Source organism: Pseudomonas sp. FSL W5-0203 (genome assembly GCF_001896155.1).
Lineage (GTDB): Bacteria > Pseudomonadota > Gammaproteobacteria > Pseudomonadales > Pseudomonadaceae > Aquipseudomonas > Aquipseudomonas paracarnis.
Genome location: NZ_MPOR01000062.1, coordinates 1 through 18,573 on the forward strand (window position 1 = coordinate 1; position 18,573 = coordinate 18,573).

An 18,573-nucleotide genomic window follows, 5' to 3' on the forward strand; every position below is an offset into this window, starting at 1 on the left:
TCAATCGAGGGAATTGCCTAGGAAGAAGGCTCTGAGCGGAGGTGGTAAGGCTTACGTTGGTTTTTGGTTCCATTGCTCCCCAAACCCCTAGAAGGCTTTTTCCTGGGCCTGGCGGTTGTTGCCGCCGAAGGACACCACGGTCAGTTTTTCAGCGGCGCTCAAAGGGCCGGCAAGCATTCCAAGCATCAGTACAGTTGCGATTTTGCTGTTCATGCGTCTCTCCGAATTCGCTACGTGCGTGAGCGGCAGCTAAGGGATGGCAGGTGGTTTTTTTGTTTTTGGCAGCAATATTTCGGTCAGCGCCGGGTGTCTTGCACCTGGTGGCCGGCGCACGGCGATGATTCCGAGGCGCAGCTCATTAGTAACATATTTAGAATATGATGCATCATAATTTTTACTGGTATAGTCTCACCACTCCACCCCTTCCTCAGGAGCGCCTGCATGACCGAGCAACGAACCCTCCTCCTCACCGGTGCGAGCCGTGGCATCGGCCATGCCACGGTGAAGCACTTCAACGCTGCGGGCTGGCGCGTGTTTACGGCCTCGCGACAGAACTGGACCGAAGGCTGCCCCTGGGCTGAAGGCGAGTTGAACCACATCCACCTGGACCTGGAAGACATCGACGAAGTGCGCCGCAGCCTGCCATTGATCCGGGAGAAACTCGGCGGACGCCTCGATGCCCTGGTGAACAACGCCGGCATTTCACCCAAAGGCGAAGCCGGCGCACGATTGGGCGTGCTGGAATCCGATTACGCCACCTGGCTCAGCGTGTTCAACGTCAACCTGTTTTCCACGGCGTTACTGGCCCAAGGGCTGTTCGATGAGCTCAAGGCGGCGCAAGGCTCGGTGATCAACGTCACCTCGATTGCAGGTTCCAGGGTGCACCCGTTTGCCGGGGTCGCCTACGCCTGCTCGAAAGCTGCACTGGCCGCACTGACGCGGGAAATGGCCCATGATTTCGGGCCACACGGTGTGCGGGTCAATGCGATTGCACCGGGTGAGATCGAGACGTCGATCCTGTCTGCCGGGACCGAACTGATCGTCGATCAGCAGATCCCCATGCACCGCTTGGGCAAGCCGGAAGAAGTCGCATCCCTGGTGCATTTCCTCTGCACCCGAGGCGCGTCGTACATCAACGGTTCGGAGATTCATGTCAACGGTGGTCAGCACGTCTGAAATAATCTGGAAATCCCGGCCGGAAACTTCCATCATTCGGGCCGGGCATCCGCCGCAGATGAGCGATCAATGAGCAACCCCTACCCTATTCAAACCCTCAATCACTCTTACCTGGGCAGTGGCATCTACGAGTTGCTGCGCGAGGCACTGATCACCGGGCGTTTCCAGCCCGATGACCGCCTGCGCATCCGCGACCTGGCCGAACAACTGGGCACCAGCGTCACACCGGTGCGCGACGCGATCCTGCAACTGGCCAAGGAACAGGCGCTGATCCTCAAGACCCCGCGTGACATCCGCGTACCCATCCTCACCGCCGCGCAATACGGCGAGATCCGCAGCATCCGCCTGGCGCTTGAAGGCCTGGCTGCGGAGACGGCCGCCGCGCTGGTGACCGACAGCGAACTCGCAGACCTGCAAGCCTGCATCGAAAACAACATCGCCGCGATCAACGCCCAGGACTTGCAAGCCGCTCTCAAGTGCAATCAGCAATTTCACTACGCGCTGACCACCATCGCGCGCATGCCGGTGCTGGCGGGTTTGCTCGATAGCCTGTGGATGCGCACCGGCCCACTGATCGCCCGTGCCTATGGCAACTTCAACGAGCGCATGGCCATCGACCATCACTGGGAAGTGCTCGACGCACTCAAGCGCCGCGATGGCGCGGCGGCACGGGCGGCCATCTGCCGTGACATTCTCGATGGCAACGAGAAGATGCTCGAGTACATCGAGATGGCGCAGGCGGACTGATTGGCAGTCAATTCGACTGTTGACGAAACATAGATGACCAGTTAGTTTATTAAAACTTTCTCATCACTGGATGTCTCTGTCATGGCTCGCCCGGTCAACCTCGAAGTCAGATCCCGTTTGCTGTCGATTGGCCGCCAGGTGGTTCACAACCGTGGCTTCAACGGCTGCGGCGTCCAGGACATCACCGCCGCTGCCGAGATTCCCAAGGGCTCTTTCTACAACTACTTCGCCAGCAAGGAAGACTTCGCGGCAGAGATCCTCGAGGAATACTGGACCTCGATCGAAACCCGCCACGGGCCGATCTTCTACGACGCCCGGGTCAAGCCGCTGGAGCGCATCGGCCAGTTCTTCCAGGCCCTGGTGCTCGAGCACGGCGAGCATGAATACAGCCTGGGTTGCCTGATTGGCAACCTGTCCCTGGAAATGTCCAATGGCAGCGAACAAACCCGCAAGCGTCTGGCCGATGTGCTGGCGCGCTGGGAAGGTTTGCTCGCGAGCTGCCTGCGTGAAGCGCAGCAGCGCCGCGAACTCTCTGAAACTCACGACGCCGAAGCGCTGGCCAGTGTCATCGTCGAAGGCTGGGAAGGTGCGGTCATGCGCGGCAAGGTCCTGCGCGACGGTGCACCTCTGCAGCGTTTCGTATCGATGGTCTTGCCTCGGCTATTGGAGTGAGTTTTTTTTCCTCATTAATAAGACGACTGGTCATTTATATAAAGCAACATTCACGTCTCATCCACGCAAGCACCCAAGAGGTAAATCGTCATGAGCCATCTGTACGCCGACCCCGCCGAACCCGCACTGCCTGCCACTGGTTTCAAGCTCGACCTGAGCAAAGCCGCCCTGGTGGTCATCGACCCACAGAACGACTTCCTCAGCCCTGCCGGCGCCAGTTGGGCGGTGTTCGGTGAGAGCATCGTCGAGAACAACACCGTCGAAAACCTGGAAAAACTGTTCAAGGCCTTCAAGGCTCACGACCTGCCCGTGGCCGTGTCGCCACACTATTACTACCCGCACGACCACGACTGGCATTTTGGCGGTCCGCTGGAAAAGGTCATGCACAGCATCTGCATGTTCGATCGCAAGGGACCGAACACCCTGGAAAACTTCGAAGGCTCCGGCGCCGATTTCCTCGAGATCTACAAGCCGTACATTCTCGACGGCGAGACCATCATCGCCTCGCCGCACAAGGTCTACGGCCCGGAAACCAACGACCTGGCGCTGCAATTGCGCAAGAAAGGCGTGTCGCAGATCATCCTCGCCGGCATGGCGGCCAACCTTTGCGTGGAATCACACCTGCGCGAACTGCTCGAACAGGGCTTTGAAATAGTCGTGGTACGCGACGCCACCGCCGGCCCGCGCCTGCCGGATGGCGACGGCTACCTGGCGGCCATCATCAATTACCGCTTCCTCGCCCACGGGCTGTGGACCACCGAAGAGACTATCGCGCAACTGCAACCGGCTTGATCGTGCCCGAGCGGCCGGGCATCGCGCCCCCCCGCTCTTTCTCGAGAACCCCCGATGAAAATCCCCGCCCGTTATGAGCATTTCGTTTTCGGCGTCGTTCAATCCGGCCTGACCTGCGCGGTCGCGGCCGCCATCGCCACCACACCCCATGCGCTCGACCTGGCCTTTGCCGGCCGCTGGTTGAACGCGTGGGCGCTGTCGTGGGTATCGATGTTGCCGGTGGTGGTGCTGGCGGCGCCGATGATTCGGCGCGTGGTGAGGCGGATGACGGTGGGCTGAATGACTTGGCTATGACTCACCCAACACACCGCCATCGCGAGCATGCTCGCTCCTACCGGGGGCTTCGGGGCTGCTCGCGACAGGCGCGCAAGCCCGCACCCGACGCACGAAATACTGTGCCCGTTCGCATTTTCGCAATAAACCACTTTTCATCCGCGCATTTGTAGCCGCTTCGTTCACGGACAAGCCGGTACATTAGACCTCCATGGTCCCGCAGAGCGACCGACAACAAAACCTACAGCTCGCCCAAGAAAATCTGCCAACCATTCGGAGTCTTTCCATGAGCACATTGCGCACTACAGCTTTCCAACTCGCGAGTCTGGCCCTGTTCATCGGTAGCGCCACCCAGGCCATGGCCGAGGACATCACGTTCGTATCCCAGGGCGGTGCTTATCAGGAAGCCCAGAGCAAGGCGATCCTGGAGCCTGCGGCGAAAAAGCTCGGTCTGACGCTCAAACAGGACAGCTCGCCCAAGGCCTACCCGATCATCAAGACCCAGGTCGAGAGCGGCAAGGTCACCTGGGACGTGGTGGACCTGCCCACTGGCGACTGCATCCGTGGCGAAGCCGAAGGGCTGTTCGAGAAGCTCGACCTTGCGCTGATTCCCAATGCCGCGCAAATACCCGACAGCCTCAAGGACGAATACAGCGTCGGCTACATCAGCTACTCCACGGTGCTGGCGTATCGCACGGACGCGTTCAAAGGCGCGGACGTACCCAAGACCTGGGCCGACTTCTGGGACACCAAAAAATACCCGGGCCAGCGCTCCCTACGTAACCTGCCACGTCCAACCCTGGAAATCGCGCTGCTGGCCGATGGCGTGCCGATGGACAAGCTCTATCCGCTGGACGTCGATCGCGCCTTCCGCAAGCTTGAGCAGATCAAGCCCGACATCGCCACCTGGTGGACGTCCGGCGGGCAGTCGGCGCAGCTGATCAGCGACGGCGAAGTGGACATGATCCAGGCCTGGAACGGCCGTATCACCGCCGTACAGGCCGCCGGCGCACCCGTGGCATTCGACTACAACCAGGGTGTGCTGGAAACCAACTCGTTGTGCGTCCTCAAAGGCTCGCCGCACAAGGTGGCCGCCATGAAATTCGTCAACGAGGCCATCGATGCCAAACTGCAAGCGGCGTTGCCGATGATCATCGACTACGGCCCGCTCAACCCCGAAGCCTTCAAGACCGGGGTAATCCCGGCCGAGCGCGAGGCCAAGCTGCCTTCCGCACCCGGCAACATCTCGCGCCAGGCCCTGCTCTCGGCGCAATGGTGGGCCTCCGAAGCCGGGGTCAAGGCCGAAGAACGCTGGTTGTCCTTCGTCCAGAAAAAATAGCCATCGGCCGTTGCTGCGCCGCAGGCCAGAGGCCTCGGCGCAGGACATGCCGTCTACCCCCGCGATTTCGACATAAAGCGCTTGCGCACCGGTCAATTGCGTCCACTTCATTCGTTGGCATCCCGGTACATTAGGCCTGAGGGTCCCGCAGAGTGACCTGTGCAGACAACTCGCGCTCGCCTCAAGTACCTGCCCACCATTGGGAGTTCTTCACATGACATTACCCGAGCACCGCACCCTGCTGTCCGCCAGGACGACTGCCACCGCCAGCGCTACCCGTCAGTGCTGGATACCCTCCAGCACTGCGCAGTGACGAGAGGTCATCATGTCCAACGCCTATCTCGCCAAATCCATGCCCGACTCCAGCGACCAGCAGCACCAGCCGCCCATGACCAGCGAAGACGCCCTGGCCCGTGAAGAACGCAAGGAGCACACCTCCATGCTGTTGCTGCTCACCCCGGCGCTGGTCATGGTCGTGGTGCTGTTGATCATGCCGCTGTGCTGGCTGGCCTTTCAGTCGGTCCAGACCGAGGAAGGGTTTTCCCTGGCCAACTACATCCGGATTTTCCAGGAAAGCATTTACTGGGACACCTTCGCCCTGACCTTCAAGATCAGTTTCCTGGTGACGATCCTGTCGATCGTCATGGGCTTCCCCATTGCCTACGCCGCTTCGCGCCTGCAGGGTTTCTGGGCCAACCTGATTCTGATCTGCGTGATCCTGCCGTTCTGGACCAGCGTGCTGGTGCGGGCCTATGCCTGGCTGGTGCTCCTGCAACGCCGCGGACTGGTCAATCAGACGCTGATGGACCTTGGCATCATCGACCAACCCCTGACGCTGATGCACAACACCACTGGCACGGTAATCGGCACCCTGCACGTCATGCTGCCCTTTATGGTCCTGCCGCTGTATTCGGTGATGAAAAAAATCCCCCAGGACCTCATGCAAGCGTCCGAGAGCCTTGGCGCCAAACCCTTCTACACCTTCCGCCGGGTCTTCCTGCCGATGGCAGCGCCGGGGGTCATGGCCGGTTCCATCCTGGTGTTCGTCATCTGCCTAGGCTTCTTCATCACCCCGGAACTGCTCGGCGGTGGCCGCACGATCCTGGTGTCGATGCTGGTGCAACGCAACGTCGAGCTCTATCACGCCTGGGGCGCAGCCAGCGCAGTCGGCCTGGTGCTGCTGTTTGTGGTGTTCCTGATCTTCTGGGGCATCAATCGCTTCATCCCCATCGAACGCATCCTGGGAGCGCGCTAAATGAACCTGCTTGCCAACCTGCGTCACCTTCGCCTGTCCCACGTGCTGTTCACGGTGCTGGTCGCGGCGATCCTGCTATACCTGATCATCCCGGTGCTGATCGTGGTACCCATGTCGTTCTCCGAGGCGCGCTTCCTGCAATTCCCTCCCAAGCAATGGTCCTTCCACTGGTACGAGGCGTTCTTCAACAGCGTGGAGTGGATGTCGGCGGCGCGGGTCAGTCTGATCACGGCATTTTTCACCATGGCCATCAGCCTGCCGATTGGTATGGCGGCCGCCTACGCCATCAACAACTCCAGCCTGAAGGTGGTGCGTACGCTGCAGATCATCCTGCTGCTGCCGATGATGGTGCCCATCATCCTGATCGCCGCCGGCGTGTTCTTCGTTTACGCCCGGGTCGGCCTGATCAGCACGCTGACCGGCCTGGTGCTGGCGCACATCATGCTCGCCTTGCCCTACGTGATCATCGCGCTGCTGGCCGGTCTGCGTAACTTCGACATGTCCCAGGAAATGGTGGCGCGCAGCCTGGGCATGAACCGCTTTCGCGCCTTCATGGCCGTGACCCTGCCGCAGATCAAGCCCAGTGTGGTCTCGGCGACACTGTTCGCCTTCATCACCTCGCTGGATGAAACTGTGGTGGCGCTGTTCATCTCCGGCGGCGACAACCAGACTCTGACCAAGCGCATGTTCACGGCGCTGCGCGACGAGATCGATCCGACCATTGCCGCTATCAGTTCGATCCTGATCCTGGCGTCGCTGATCCTGGTGGTGATTGCCGGTCGCAACAAACAATAACCAACAACGCACTCCCCCTCTGCAAACACACTTGCCCGCCATTGCGGGCAAGTGTGTTTTTGCGTCCTGACCACGCACGCCCATGCCGACGTGCAGCCCAGCACAGCCTGCCGTCACACGGCTTAATTCAGCATCTATCACCCGTGTCCAGGCCCATCTCGGGGGAACCGCAGAATTCGGAAAAAATCGTACGCTAAGCTAACGGTGTTCTCGTGACAGCTCTTTGACTAGGCTTTCTAAGGCCATTCTGATAGCCCTGACTTCCTGAAAAGCCATGGCTAAAATTTGTGCGGCTAAAAGGGATAACCGATGGTAAAGTAAGTTATCCCTGTCGAGATACTGAAAAGCGTTATCCTCGTTTTTCCCAAAACTGTTTTGCCAGTTCGCTCAGAGCGCTAGTTAACTGAGCGACAGATTTCGCACTTTGCAAATTATTCTGCCCGGTCTGTACATTGGTATCAGCAGCATCGCGTATATTGATAATACTGCGGTTTATGTCTTCACTTACTGCTCCCTGCTGCTCGACCGCAGTCGCTATTTGCGCGTTCATGTCGGTAATTTCGTTAACGCGTTGGCCAATTCCATCAAGAGCTGTAGCTGCTTCCTCTGCGTGAGCTACACTCGTGTGCGCTTGCCGACTACTTTGCTCCATGACTGTAACAGCGGATTGCGCTCGCTCTTGTAGAGCGCTGATCATGCTTTGAATATCCGTTGTCGATTGCTGTGTGCGAGCAGCAAGACTGCGAACCTCATCGGCGACAACAGCAAAACCACGCCCCTGCTCACCAGCACGCGCGGCCTCAATTGCTGCGTTGAGTGCCAACAAATTCGTTTGCTCGGCGATCCCTCGTATAACGTCAAGAACTTTTGATATCTCGTTACTTTGACCTTCAAGCTCATGAATAACCTGAGCGGCTTGCCTAATTTCACCTTCAAGGGCAGTGATTGACTGGCTTGTGTGGGCTACCAGACGCTGGCCAGATGCCGTCTCAGTGTCTGCTCTTCCGGCCGCATCTGCAGCATGCTGTGCATTGCTCGCAACCTCTTGAATGCTTGCCGCCATTTGGTTTACTGCCGTTGCTATTTGATCTGTCTCTGCCTGCTGCTCAACTGTAAGTACATTGCTTGACTCAATATCCTTTAGTAGGCCTCGGGTGTGTTCGCTAAGCCGATTTGATGCATCACCTATGCGACCTACTATGGCGCCTGTTTCAGCTTGCATCATTCGTAAAGCAAACTCTATTTGGCCAAACTCATCGGTGCGCCCAGTGTAGAGGGATTGACTTAATGGGTTATTGGAAATATTCCTGGCTCTTTCAACCAGTCTTCCAAGAGGAGAGAGAATAGCCAAAACACTAACAGAGCTTAAGCTTCCTGACATTAAAGTGGGCGGTTACAGGAGCTGAGTGCAACACGGTTATTGAATTGAAGCTGGAGCATCATGCCGCATAGCCATAGCTTCCTGCATCACCTCGTCCATAACCTCGATCGGACACTTGAAGTCGAAGCGCTTACGGGGGCGCATGTTCAGTTGCAGTGCGATGGCATCCAGTTCCTCCTGGCTATGCACCGACAAGTCCGTGCCTTTGGGCAGGTACTGGCGGATCAGGCCATTGATGTTTTCGTTACTGCCGCGCTGCCAAGGGCTGTGCGGGTCGCAGAAGTAAATCGCCACCCCGGTCTGCTGGGTGATTTCAGCATGCCGCGCCATTTCTCGGCCCTGGTCGTAGGTCATGCTCTTGCGCATCGCCAGCGGCATGCCATTGAGCGCTGCACTGAAGCCTTCCATCGCCGAGGTCGCCGTCGCGTCGTTCATCTTCACCAGCATCAGGTAGCCACTGGTGCGCTCCACCAGCGTACCTACAGACGAGGCGTTGGCCTTGCCCTTGATCAGGTCGCCTTCCCAATGCCCTGGCATCAGTCGGTCTTCGATCTCCGGCGGACGTACATGAATACTGACCCTCTCAGGGATCTGACCGCGCCGATCCACGCCGCCAGAGCGCGGCCTGCGCATCGTCTTGCTTTGGCGCAGGCAGATGATCAGCTCTTTACGCAGCTCGCCGACTGGCAAGGCATAGATCGCGTTATAGATCGTCTCGCGACAGACGTAGGCATCTCTGAGGCTGGGAATATTCATGCTGCGCAGCTTGCCGGCAATCTGCTCGGGAGACAAACGCTCACGCAGCATATGCGCCACCAATTCGAAGCGCTCGCTACCCGGCAACAGCTTTTGCTTCGGTCGACACACCTGACGGCGGGCCTGCATCTGCTGCTGGGCCACGCGGGCCGAGTAGCCGCCACAGGCATCTCGATTGCGGCGCAGCTCCCGGCTGATGGTCGAAGGGGATCGGTTGATCAAGCAGGCAATCCCGCGCAGGCTGAAACCTTGGGCATGACCGATTTGAATGGTGGCGCGCTCTTCAACGCTGAGTTCGGAATAAGACATAGGGACAGCACCGTACCGGAAAGGTCAGGTGTTGCACTCAGTTTTCGCCGCCGCCCCCTTATTATCACTGCGAGGTGAATAGCTTTTCTGCCAATTGATTATGCCAATGCGATTCTCTTCGCCGAAGATTTCGTCCATGAGCATGCCAAGTCTAAATAGTTCCCTATGATCAATACAGATAGCCATAACCCCGCCTGGGGTTAGCATCTCACGCATCATCCAGATTCTGGGTGTCATGAAGCGCAACCATTTGCTGTGCTTGGACCCATCATCTTTAGGAACTACATCGCCGAGATCTGGATCGTTTGGATCCTTGTCCCACTTGTCGTTATAGCGGAAGTCCTCGCCGGTGTTGTACGGCGGGTCTGTTACTACAAGATCAACTTGACCACGATATTTATAGAGCGTGACCATCGCAGAAAGGTTTTCACCGTCCCAGATCTCATTCTCTGACTGGGCGGTTTCCTCTCCAAAGGATACTTTCTTGATAATACGATGCAGCTTCGGCTTGACCTGGCGGATGATCTGCCAGGGAGCAGCCCGCCCGGTGTAACTCATAACGATGCCATTCTTGCCAGCATCGGCAAGCGCCGCATCATGCTCCTGCAGCATACGGACCAAGGCGGCCCTCGGCAGTTGTTCGTAATCCATGCTTGCCCCTTGAATTCGTGCGGCGGCACCGAAAAGCTGAAAATTCTAGTACCGCTCGTGGATGCTTCACCATCCCTAGGGTGGCGAGTGTACTTGTGAACGTATTGATTTGGCTGTTAAACCGTTGAAAAAGACGGATCAACTGAGTTCCAAACGGGCTGCGTACTGGCTGGCAGATGCGAATCCGGCGCACGCCGCTCCCTTCTGGGCTCAAGCCCGCGAAGCGGGCATAAAGAACCCGGCCGAGGCCGGGATCCTTATGGGCTTATGGGCCGGCGTATTGGTCTGCCCAGTCCAAAGCCGGTGCCACGGGAGCTTGCACCTCCTGAGGCCAGGTTTTGGAGCCCACTGCAAATCGCCCGTAACCCATTAAAAGATAGCTGGGCATCCGACGAAAAGAGCACCAAGGCACCATTACCCTTGAGCTACAGCGCCGCTACGGGGCACCAGTTTGATTTCAACGCGGCGATTTTGGGCGCGACCCTCGGCGGTGTCGTTGGGGGCAATGGGCGAGCTGGAGCCTGCACCAAAGGTTTGCAGGCGCGAAGGATCGACGCCATTGCTGCGCAAAGAGAAAAAGGGGACTGATTTATGTGCGCCAGGCAAAGCTTGGTCGCCTGGGAATGACGGCGCAAGCCGTCACGAAATGGCGTAAGAAACCCAGCGGGTATGACCCCCGCCCGGTAAAGGTTAGCCACCGACCGGAAGCGAGTCTTGCGTGGTGACCGGGTAACCGGCGCTGCGAAGCGTAGACAGCAGAAAAGGGGATTTATTTTCCCTACTCTAAAACGGCCGCTGTTGGCCGATTGCTGCCTGTCGTGGACGACCGTTTAACTTCAAAGCCTGACTGGATTGCAAACTGCTGACACGCGTAGATTCTGTTTTCGACTCGTTTAATGCCGTCGATGCCAGGCCATAAACAGAGAGGAAACAACCGCTCGAAAATTCGAGCCATAGACTCTAGAGCCAGTGGGTAGTCGGAGTCATGTTCCTGCAACCATCAAATCCAGATTCTGCACCGCCGCTCCAGCGGCTCCCTTCCCAAGATTGTCAAACACCGCAGCCAACAAAACCTGCCCCGTCTCATCATTTTCACACACCACCAATCGCAAACTATCAGTCCCGTTAAGCGCCTGAGGATCAAGGCACGTCAACCCTTTGGCCTCCTGCATCGACATCACCTGTACATGGTCCGCATCGACGTAGTGCTGCATAAGACACGCATGCAACCGCACCGCATCCACGCCCGGCGCCAACAAGCGAAGTTGCAACGGTATGGTCAGCACGATCCCCTGCCGAAAAGCCCCATAAGCCGGCACAAACATCGGCCGCTCCATCAGACCGCTTTGCTGCTGAATCTCCGGAATATGTTTGTGTGCCAGCCCCAGACCATAAACCTGAAACGCGGGCGCCTGTGATGCGCCCTCTCCCTCATGCTCTTGCACGCCAACGCGCCCTTTTCCGGAATAGCCCGACACAGCATGAATGTTCGTCGGATAGTCCCTGGGCAGCAACCCGGCCTCCAGCAATGGGCGCAGCAGCCCTATCGCCCCCGTGGGATAGCAACCGGGATTGCTGACCCGCCGTGCCGTGGCGATGCGTTGGGCCTGCTGCGAGTTCATCTCCGCGAAACCATAGGTCCAGTCTGGATGGGTGCGGTGCGCCGAACTCGCATCGATCACCCGAACGGCGGGGTTTTCGATGCTCGCTACAGCGTCGCGTGCGGCTTGGTCGGGCAAGCAGAGAATCGCGATGTCGCAGGCGTTGATGATTTCGGCGCGACGTTGCGGATCCTTGCGATGTTCGGGGCTGAGCGTGATAAGCCGCAGATCGGTCCGGTCGCGTAGACGTTGATGGATTTGCAACCCGGTGGTGCCTTGGTCGCCGTCGATGAATATAAGAGGACTTGCCATGGAATGCTCTCGGACATAGGAAATCAGGAGTTCCAATCTTCAGTGAGGGGCTAAGATAGGAAAAGTTGAATTTCTAAACGATGAAATTCAGCTTTTCTGAACAAGGAGTGACTCATGCGCGAAATCAGCCTGGACCGTCTGCGCACGTTGGTGGCCATTGCCGACCTGGGTTCGTTTGCCGAGGCGGCCCGTGTGCTGCACCTCGCGCCACCCACGGTCAGTTTGCATATTGCCGACCTGGAGTCGCGGGTTGGCGGAAAGCTGTTGTCGCGCACACGTGGGCGCATTCAGCCTTCGGCGATTGGAGAAACGCTGGTGGAGCGCGCGCGGCGCCTGTTGGCGGATGCGGAGCAGGCGCTTGAGGACGTGGAGCGTCAGGTGCAGGGCTTGGCCGGGCGTGTGCGGCTGGGTGCCTCCACAGGGGCCATCGCACAGTTGATGCCGCAAGCTTTGGAGACGTTGGGCCAACGCCATCCCGCTATCGATGTGCAGGTCGCGGTGCTCACGTCGCAGGAAACTTTGAAGAAGCTTGCCGAGGGCTCTTTGGAGATCGGTCTGGTCGCGCTGCCACAGACCCCGGTGAAGGAATTGCGGATCGAGCCATGGCGGCGGGACCCGGTCATGGCCTTCTTGCCGGCTCGCTGGGAATGCCCGGATGTTGTGACCCCCGGTTGGCTGGCCGCCCAGCCATTAATTCTGAATGACAAAACTACTCGGCTTTCGCGCTTGACCTCGGAGTGGTTCGCCAGTGATGGACGGCAGCCCACGCCGCGTATTCAACTGAACTACAACGATGCGATCAAAAGCCTAGTGGCGGCCGGTTATGGTGCGACGTTGTTGCCGCATGAAGCCTCCACGCCATTGCCCGATACCAGGATCGTCATGCGGCCATTACAGCCCTTATTGTGGCGTCAACTTGGTATTGCCCACCGTGGTGGGGACGTCGAGCGGCCTACGCAACATGTGCTGGATGTGTTGTGGGGGTTGAGTGCGGGCTAGGGCGATGTTGTCAGAGAAAGGACCGCTTTCGACCCGGTCATACGGTGATTGAGGTCCCAGGCGTCAGCTACCGCACCTGAAGCCGTCGTTCATCGCTCCAAAGCCGGTGCCTGTCTCCGTTCGCCCAGGCCAGGGTGTCGTAGTACTTGTGCAGCAGCTCGGTAATGGCGGCGGTGTCGTCGGTCATGGGGTTTCCTTGGGGTTGGCGGTGAGGACTGCCTGGACGCGTGCTTGCAGCGCGGGCAGCACGTCTTGTTGGAACCAGGGGTTGCGCACCAGCCAGCGATTGTTGCGCGGGCTAGGGTGAGGCAGGGGGAACGCTTGCGGCCAGTGCTCGCGCCAGGCTTCGACCACCCGGGTGAGCGGCGTCTTGCCAGTACCGAGGTGGTAGTCCATGGCGTAGCTGCCCAGCACGATGACCAGCGACAGGCGCTCGAAACGCTGCATGAAGGCTTCGCGCCAGGCGGGGGGCGCACTCCGGGCGTAGCGGCAGGTCACCGCTTTTGCCGGTGCCCGGATAACAGAAGCCCATGGGCAGAATGGCGATGCGGGTAGGGTCGTAGAAGGTGTCGCGGTCCACGCCCAGCCAGGCGCGCAGACGCGCGCCGCTGGCGTCGTCGAAGGGCACGCCTGAGGCATGGACCCGGGCCCCCGGTGCTTGGCCGGCGATGAGGATGGGCGCACTCGGGTGAAACTGGAAGACCGGCTGCACGCCGTGTGGCAGATGCGGTGCGCAGCGCGTGCAGGCGCGGACGTCGGTCAGAAAGGCGTCGAGTGTCGGCATGGCGCGCTTCCGGAAAGGGTGGCTCGCGCAGGACGGAGGTGCCATCCTGCGCGAAGCGTAACCCGGCAGCAAGTCAGTGCTGGGTCAGTGTCGGATAGCCCTGGATGAATACGCGGTCGGTCTTGGCCGCCGGCACATGGCAGCCCATGCAGTCGGCTTCGTAGCTGACGGCGACATTCTTGGCGGGGGCGTCGGCCTTGAACAGCGCCCAGCCCCAGCCGTCGCCCCACAAGGGGTTGCTGGCGAAACGGCCTTTGGCGTCCTTGACCATCACGAACCACACGGCCGCATCGGAACCCCAGACCACAGGGTTGCCAGTGGTCATGGCGCTGGTTTCGAGCTTGCGGATCTCTTTCACCAGCGTGGCGCCGTCCAAGAACTTGCCGGTCTTGCGGTAGTGCTCGGCCGAGGCCTTTTCGGTGTACACATCGTGCAAGCCGCGAGAGGCGGATTTTTCGTCCAACACCGCATATGAGCCCAGGTGGACGAAGTTTGTGCGGAAGTCTGTGGGGCGGCTGATGCCGCCCTGGCTGTCCACATAGGGCGAAAAGTCGCCGGCCGTGACGGCCAGTGGCAGGACGAGGGCGCTGGCGAGCAGAGCGCCGGTGAGTGCGATTTTCATCGTGTTCTCCTTATATGCCTATGGAGATCAGACGGCGACCACGGGGAAATCCACCGTGGTGTCGGCGATGTGGTTGGTGTAGTTGGTGAGCGTGTTCAGCGCGACGTTGGCGATCACTTCCAGTATCAGGCCGTCGTCGAGCCCCGCGCGGCGGTAGTTGGCCATGGCGTCGGCCGACACCACGCCGCGTTGCTCGACCAGCGCGCGGGCAAAGCCGGCGATTGCATCGTCAAGTGCGTTGGCCGCCTGGCCGGTGCGGGCCGCGGCGATGGCCTCTGCCGACAGTCCGGCACCTTTGCCGATCAGGGTGTGTGCGCTCAGGCAATACTGGCAGCGATTGGCTTGACCGGCAGCGAGCGCAACGATCTCGCGCTGGGAGGCATTCAGGCGGCCGGTGCCCAGCGTTTCGGACAAGCCGAGGTAGCCATTGAGCGCCGCCGGCGCGTGGGCCAGCGTGGCGAACAGGTTCGGCACCATGCCAAGCTTGGCTTTGACGGCCTTGAGTGTGGCAGCGGTAGCGGCGTCAGCGGTGTCGATGGTCAGGGGGGCGATTTGGGTCATGTCTATCTCCGTAGTGGGTGAGGTGCAAGAGCACGTGGGCATGATCGCCCTTTGTTTGGTACGATATGGCACGTAAAGTATCAAATACGTAACCTATCGTCTTATATGGAGAGTGGAATGGCGGATCGACTGGCCGGCTTGCTCCGGCACTACTCGCTTTCGGCGCGCGTTTTTCACAGCGGCGCCTTCTGTGGGCAGCATCATTACGCGGCGCCGCATGGCTATATCCATCTGGTGCGGCGCGGCCCGATTACGGCGCGTTCGCCCGTGCATGAAGATCTGCTGGTTACCGAGCCGAGCCTGCTGTTTTATCCGCGCGTGGCGTCGCATCGTTTTGTCGCCGCCCCCGGCGATACCGCTGAGCGGTTGTGTGCGGAGGTCGACCTGGGCGCTTCGACGGGCAATCCGTTGGCCATGGCCTTGCCGTCGATGCTGCTGATTCCGTTGGCGGACTTGCCCGGCCTCGGGCCGACGCTAGAGTTGCTGTTTGCCGAAGCCGAGCGCGACCAGTGCGGTCGGCAGGCCGCCATCGACCGCTTGTGCGAGTTGCTACTGATCCAGTTGCTGCGTTATCTGATGGATGGGCGGCTTGGCGCCACCGGACTGCTGGCGGGCCTGGCCGACCCGAAACTCGCGCGCGCCATAACCGCCATGCACGATGCGCCGCAGACCGCGTGGTCGCTCGAGGCGCTGGCGGCGAAGGCGGGCATGTCACGCGCGCGCTTCGCCGCCGCGTTCAAGGACGCGGTGGGCGTCACGCCGGGCGACTATCTGGCCGACTGGCGGATGAACGTCAGTTGCACCCTGCTCAAGCAGGGGCGGCCGGTGGCGGTGGTGGCCGACCGCGTCGGCTACGGCAGCCCGAACGCTCTGGCGCGCGCCTTCCGCGTGCGCATGGGCTGCGCCCCGCGCGACTGGCTGGCGCAGCAGCGCGGTGACGCGGCGCTCAGCGGTTCGTGAGTTTGAGTTCGATTCGCCGGTTCTTGGCGTAGGCGGCGCCGGTGTTGCGCTCGTCGAGCGGGTGAAATTCGCATCACGCCGGAACAACTGGCGGAACTCCAGGTGGCGATCCGTCAACGGCTGGTCAGTCTGTTCGTGCGGCGCGGCCGGCTGGACAAGGCTGAGTCAGTGGCGCAGGTAGCTGGATGACGCTGTCCCGCCCTGAGCCGACGCTCACAGGCGGGGATTTCCAGTGTCGTCATTGTCGGCTATTGGCCGGCAGCAGCCCGTCGTTGCCTGATGGATCCAACCCCTCCGCTGCTATAGTGCAGTCGGCTTCTGACGTTCAGTGCAGCCGTCTTCTGAAAACGACAGGTTGAACGCCAAAGAGGGGGCGGGAGCGCTGCAACCGGAGCAGCGTCAGAGCCTCCAGAATCGCCCACACAACGCGGAAGCTGTCAGTCAGGGGGCAAGCCTACCTTGGCACCAGAAACGCGCCCAGGAGGCCGCAGGGGGCGATTTTGGCCGCTGCAACTGTCCAACCTTGGCCGGGCCTCGCCGGGCCGAGTGGGGCGGCCTTCGACCAGGGCGGGCCGGCGACCGTCCGTCGGGCATGGAGGGGACGATAGAGAAAACGGACAAAATCGTACGCTAAGCGTGCGGCCTGTCAGGTTGAGGCCCTAGAGGTTGCAGGCGAGTCGTCAGAAAATGCTGGAATCGGCCCTATTCTGACACTGCCCAAGGTTCCGGCCTGACGCCCAGTTAGGGCATAGCTCAATATGACACATGGCTGCAAATCGCTAATTTTCCAACTATAAAGAGCTATGCTCTCAAGAAGCGGTTGCGCTAACCGATACAGTATAAATTGGGCCCCAAGTATTATTTTATTTGCACAAAGGTAATGATTATGTTTTTCAATAAAAACAAACAACTGCTGGACACAGAAAATAAGCTCTCAGAACTACAGCGGCAGCTTGATTCAATAAGTCGAAATGTCGCGGAAATCAGATTCAGGCCAGACGGGAGCGTAATCTATGCGAGCAATATCTTTCTAGAGATGCTTGGTTACAAACTCGAAGAAATAGCAGGGCAGCACCACAGAATTTTCTGCGAAAAGAATTATGCTAACACAGCTGATTATTCGCGCTTCTGGCAGAAATTGGCTGACGGCCATCTTCAATCAGGTTTATTTAGGCGGCTGCGCAAAGACGGTAACTTAGTATTGATTGAGGCTACTTATATTCCAGTTCAAAATCAAGATGGAAAAGTTATTGAAATCATTAAGATTGGCTCAGATGTCACTCAGAGAGAAAACGAGTTACTCTCACTAAGAGCCGTCCATGCAGCCATCTCCCGCTCGATGGCGGAGATCGAGTTCACACCTAACGGTGACATCCTGCATGCAAATGAGAATTTCCTCCGTGCTATGGGTTATCGCCTCAGCGATATCAAGGGTCGACACCACCGAATGTTCTGTTTCGATAATTTTTATCAAGAAAATCCAAATTTTTGGCAGAGTTTAAAGGGAGGAACTTTTTTAAGCGGGCAATTTGAGCGCAAGACCGCATCGGGAGAGACCATCTATCTTGAGGCCACCTACAACCCCGTCATTGATGAAGCCGGCCAGGTTGTGAAAGTGTTAAAATTTGCCACCGACGTCAGCTCGCAGAAGCATAAGGCTGATGAAATCCGTCAGGCCGCAGAGCTTTCCTTCACCACCGCCGAGGAGACATCTCAAATTTCCGTGCGGGGCATGGAGTCCCTTGCTAGTTCAATTGAACTATCTCAGGGTACATTTAATTTAATAAACGGTGCGGTTATTTCGATTACACAGCTAAATGCTCAGGCTAAAGATATCGAGAAAATTGTTACCATCATCCAAGGCGTGGCAGAACAAACTAACTTACTAGCACTTAACGCCGCAATTGAAGCTGCCCGAGCGGGTGAAATGGGCCGAGGCTTTGCTGTAGTAGCCGACGAGGTTCGTCAGTTGGCAGCTCGAACTAGCAGTGCCACCGTGGAAATCCAGAATGTGGTAACTGCTAACGGAAAGCTTACTCAGCAACTGAATATAGATATGAACAGCATCGCTAGAAGCGCCGAAGAAAACAACGATCAGATCGCAACTGTAACAACTATTATGCGTGAAATCAGTGACGGTGCAGACCATGTTGCCCGTACCGTATCGACGTTGTTCAAAGACAATAGCTAGTGTCCAGTTTTAGGCAAAATCAGGATCGGAACTTCGAGCCGCAGCGCTACAGAGCCAGAAGCCCAAACTTGGTGACGGCCATCGTGCTATGGAACACGATGTATCTGGAGTGCATCACTTGGGGCTGGTCGAGGCTGGCAAGTCGGTGGGCGGCGAGCTGCTGCAATACCTATTGCCGCTGGGCTGGGAGCACATCAACCTGACTGGCGATTACGTCTGGCGGCAGAGCCGCAGGCTGGAGATCGGGAAGTTCAGGCCGCTACGATTGCCCGGAAAACCTTAGCGTACGATTTTTTCCGAATTCTGCGGGCTCCCCTATCACCAGCTACGCTCGACCATCGCCCAAGTCGGTGGGAAGAAGGAATTGACCGGCCGCACCGACATCGAAATCGAGATC

Annotated in this window: 19 protein-coding genes and 4 pseudogenes; 13 read left to right on the forward strand and 10 right to left on the reverse strand. The window is 58.8% G+C overall.

Translation table 11 applies throughout. The features are described from left to right. Window positions 1-87 precede the first annotated feature (87 nt). Entirely contained in the window at window positions 88-213 is a 126-nt protein-coding gene (locus tag BOP96_RS29945) for a hypothetical protein (protein WP_256575489.1), read from the reverse strand. Between the two features lie 228 nt (window positions 214-441). On the opposite strand from BOP96_RS29945, the gene BOP96_RS27940 reads away from it, so the two are divergent. From BOP96_RS27940 to BOP96_RS27975, 8 genes are all read left to right on the forward strand, one after another. After that, window positions 442-1,176, forward strand: coding sequence for an SDR family NAD(P)-dependent oxidoreductase (locus BOP96_RS27940; protein WP_016487047.1), 735 nt, complete (start codon window positions 442-444; stop codon window positions 1,174-1,176). Between the two features lie 69 nt (window positions 1,177-1,245). Continuing rightward, window positions 1,246-1,923 (forward strand): GntR family transcriptional regulator, encoded by a 678-nt coding sequence (locus BOP96_RS27945; protein WP_016487046.1) that lies wholly within the window; start codon window positions 1,246-1,248, stop codon window positions 1,921-1,923. A gap of 81 nt (window positions 1,924-2,004) precedes the next feature. Beyond that, window positions 2,005-2,595 (forward strand): TetR/AcrR family transcriptional regulator, encoded by a 591-nt coding sequence (locus BOP96_RS27950; protein WP_003465041.1) that lies wholly within the window; start codon window positions 2,005-2,007, stop codon window positions 2,593-2,595. A 90-nt stretch (window positions 2,596-2,685) separates the two neighbouring features. Beyond that, window positions 2,686-3,387: a cysteine hydrolase family protein gene (locus tag BOP96_RS27955; protein WP_003465039.1), complete on the forward strand. Its 702-nt coding sequence runs from the start codon at window positions 2,686-2,688 to the stop codon at window positions 3,385-3,387. A gap of 54 nt (window positions 3,388-3,441) precedes the next feature. Next, complete coding sequence (locus BOP96_RS27960) at window positions 3,442-3,666, forward strand: DUF2798 domain-containing protein (RefSeq protein ID WP_003465037.1); 225 nt, start codon at window positions 3,442-3,444, stop codon at window positions 3,664-3,666. A 280-nt stretch (window positions 3,667-3,946) separates the two neighbouring features. After that, entirely contained in the window at window positions 3,947-4,999 is a 1,053-nt protein-coding gene (locus BOP96_RS27965) for an ABC transporter substrate-binding protein (RefSeq protein ID WP_003465034.1), read from the forward strand. Window positions 5,000-5,324: 325 nt separating this feature from the next. Continuing rightward, a complete protein-coding gene (locus BOP96_RS27970; RefSeq protein ID WP_003465031.1) occupies window positions 5,325-6,254 on the forward strand; it encodes an ABC transporter permease in 930 nt (309 codons plus the stop codon). Continuing rightward, window positions 6,255-7,049: an ABC transporter permease gene (locus BOP96_RS27975; protein WP_003465028.1), complete on the forward strand. Its 795-nt coding sequence runs from the start codon at window positions 6,255-6,257 to the stop codon at window positions 7,047-7,049. A 349-nt stretch (window positions 7,050-7,398) separates the two neighbouring features. Here the strand turns inward: BOP96_RS27975 and BOP96_RS27980 are convergent, their stop codons facing one another. The 5 genes and pseudogenes from BOP96_RS27980 to argC form a co-directional block, all read right to left on the reverse strand. After that, window positions 7,399-8,430, reverse strand: a complete 1,032-nt coding sequence (locus BOP96_RS27980) for a methyl-accepting chemotaxis protein (protein WP_073454648.1) — start codon at window positions 8,428-8,430, stop codon at window positions 7,399-7,401. Between the two features lie 36 nt (window positions 8,431-8,466). Beyond that, entirely contained in the window at window positions 8,467-9,495 is a 1,029-nt protein-coding gene (locus BOP96_RS27985) for an IS30 family transposase (RefSeq protein WP_003465026.1), read from the reverse strand. 24 nt (window positions 9,496-9,519) lie between these two features. Then, window positions 9,520-10,146, reverse strand: a complete 627-nt coding sequence (locus BOP96_RS27990; RefSeq protein WP_003465024.1) for a DNA methyltransferase — start codon at window positions 10,144-10,146, stop codon at window positions 9,520-9,522. 414 nt (window positions 10,147-10,560) lie between these two features. Next, window positions 10,561-10,716, reverse strand: a pseudogene (locus BOP96_RS30695) (OmpA family protein); the annotation flags it as partial. A gap of 413 nt (window positions 10,717-11,129) precedes the next feature. Beyond that, window positions 11,130-12,059 (reverse strand): N-acetyl-gamma-glutamyl-phosphate reductase, encoded by a 930-nt coding sequence (gene argC / locus BOP96_RS27995; RefSeq protein ID WP_003465021.1) that lies wholly within the window; start codon window positions 12,057-12,059, stop codon window positions 11,130-11,132. A gap of 114 nt (window positions 12,060-12,173) precedes the next feature. On the opposite strand from argC, the gene BOP96_RS28000 reads away from it, so the two are divergent. Continuing rightward, window positions 12,174-13,058: a LysR family transcriptional regulator gene (locus BOP96_RS28000; RefSeq protein WP_003465017.1), complete on the forward strand. Its 885-nt coding sequence runs from the start codon at window positions 12,174-12,176 to the stop codon at window positions 13,056-13,058. 183 nt (window positions 13,059-13,241) lie between these two features. Here BOP96_RS28000 and BOP96_RS30300 read toward each other — a convergent pair whose 3' ends face one another. From BOP96_RS30300 to BOP96_RS28020, 4 genes and pseudogenes are all read right to left on the reverse strand, one after another. After that, a complete protein-coding gene (locus tag BOP96_RS30300; RefSeq protein WP_003830781.1) occupies window positions 13,242-13,505 on the reverse strand; it encodes a uracil-DNA glycosylase family protein in 264 nt (87 codons plus the stop codon). Between the two features lie 61 nt (window positions 13,506-13,566). Further along, a pseudogene (locus BOP96_RS31100) lies at window positions 13,567-13,887 on the reverse strand (uracil-DNA glycosylase family protein); the annotation flags it as partial. A 28-nt stretch (window positions 13,888-13,915) separates the two neighbouring features. Then, window positions 13,916-14,464 carry a cytochrome P460 family protein gene (locus BOP96_RS28015; RefSeq protein WP_003465000.1) on the reverse strand — a complete coding sequence of 183 codons (549 nt, stop codon included), beginning with the start codon at window positions 14,462-14,464 and terminating at the stop codon, window positions 13,916-13,918. Between the two features lie 27 nt (window positions 14,465-14,491). Then, window positions 14,492-15,025 carry a carboxymuconolactone decarboxylase family protein gene (locus tag BOP96_RS28020; protein ID WP_020309197.1) on the reverse strand — a complete coding sequence of 178 codons (534 nt, stop codon included), beginning with the start codon at window positions 15,023-15,025 and terminating at the stop codon, window positions 14,492-14,494. Window positions 15,026-15,142: 117 nt separating this feature from the next. On the opposite strand from BOP96_RS28020, the gene BOP96_RS28025 reads away from it, so the two are divergent. From BOP96_RS28025 to BOP96_RS28035, 4 genes and pseudogenes are all read left to right on the forward strand, one after another. Continuing rightward, window positions 15,143-15,985, forward strand: coding sequence for a helix-turn-helix transcriptional regulator (locus BOP96_RS28025; protein WP_003464996.1), 843 nt, complete (start codon window positions 15,143-15,145; stop codon window positions 15,983-15,985). Window positions 15,986-16,871: 886 nt separating this feature from the next. After that, window positions 16,872-17,630: pseudogene (locus BOP96_RS31035) on the forward strand (PAS domain-containing protein); the annotation flags it as partial. 87 nt (window positions 17,631-17,717) lie between these two features. Then, entirely contained in the window at window positions 17,718-18,176 is a 459-nt protein-coding gene (locus BOP96_RS31040; RefSeq protein WP_275941885.1) for a methyl-accepting chemotaxis protein, read from the forward strand. Between the two features lie 20 nt (window positions 18,177-18,196). Further along, window positions 18,197-18,459 (forward strand): annotated as a pseudogene (locus tag BOP96_RS28035) (Tn3 family transposase); the annotation flags it as partial. Between the last annotated feature and the right edge of the window lie 114 nt (window positions 18,460-18,573).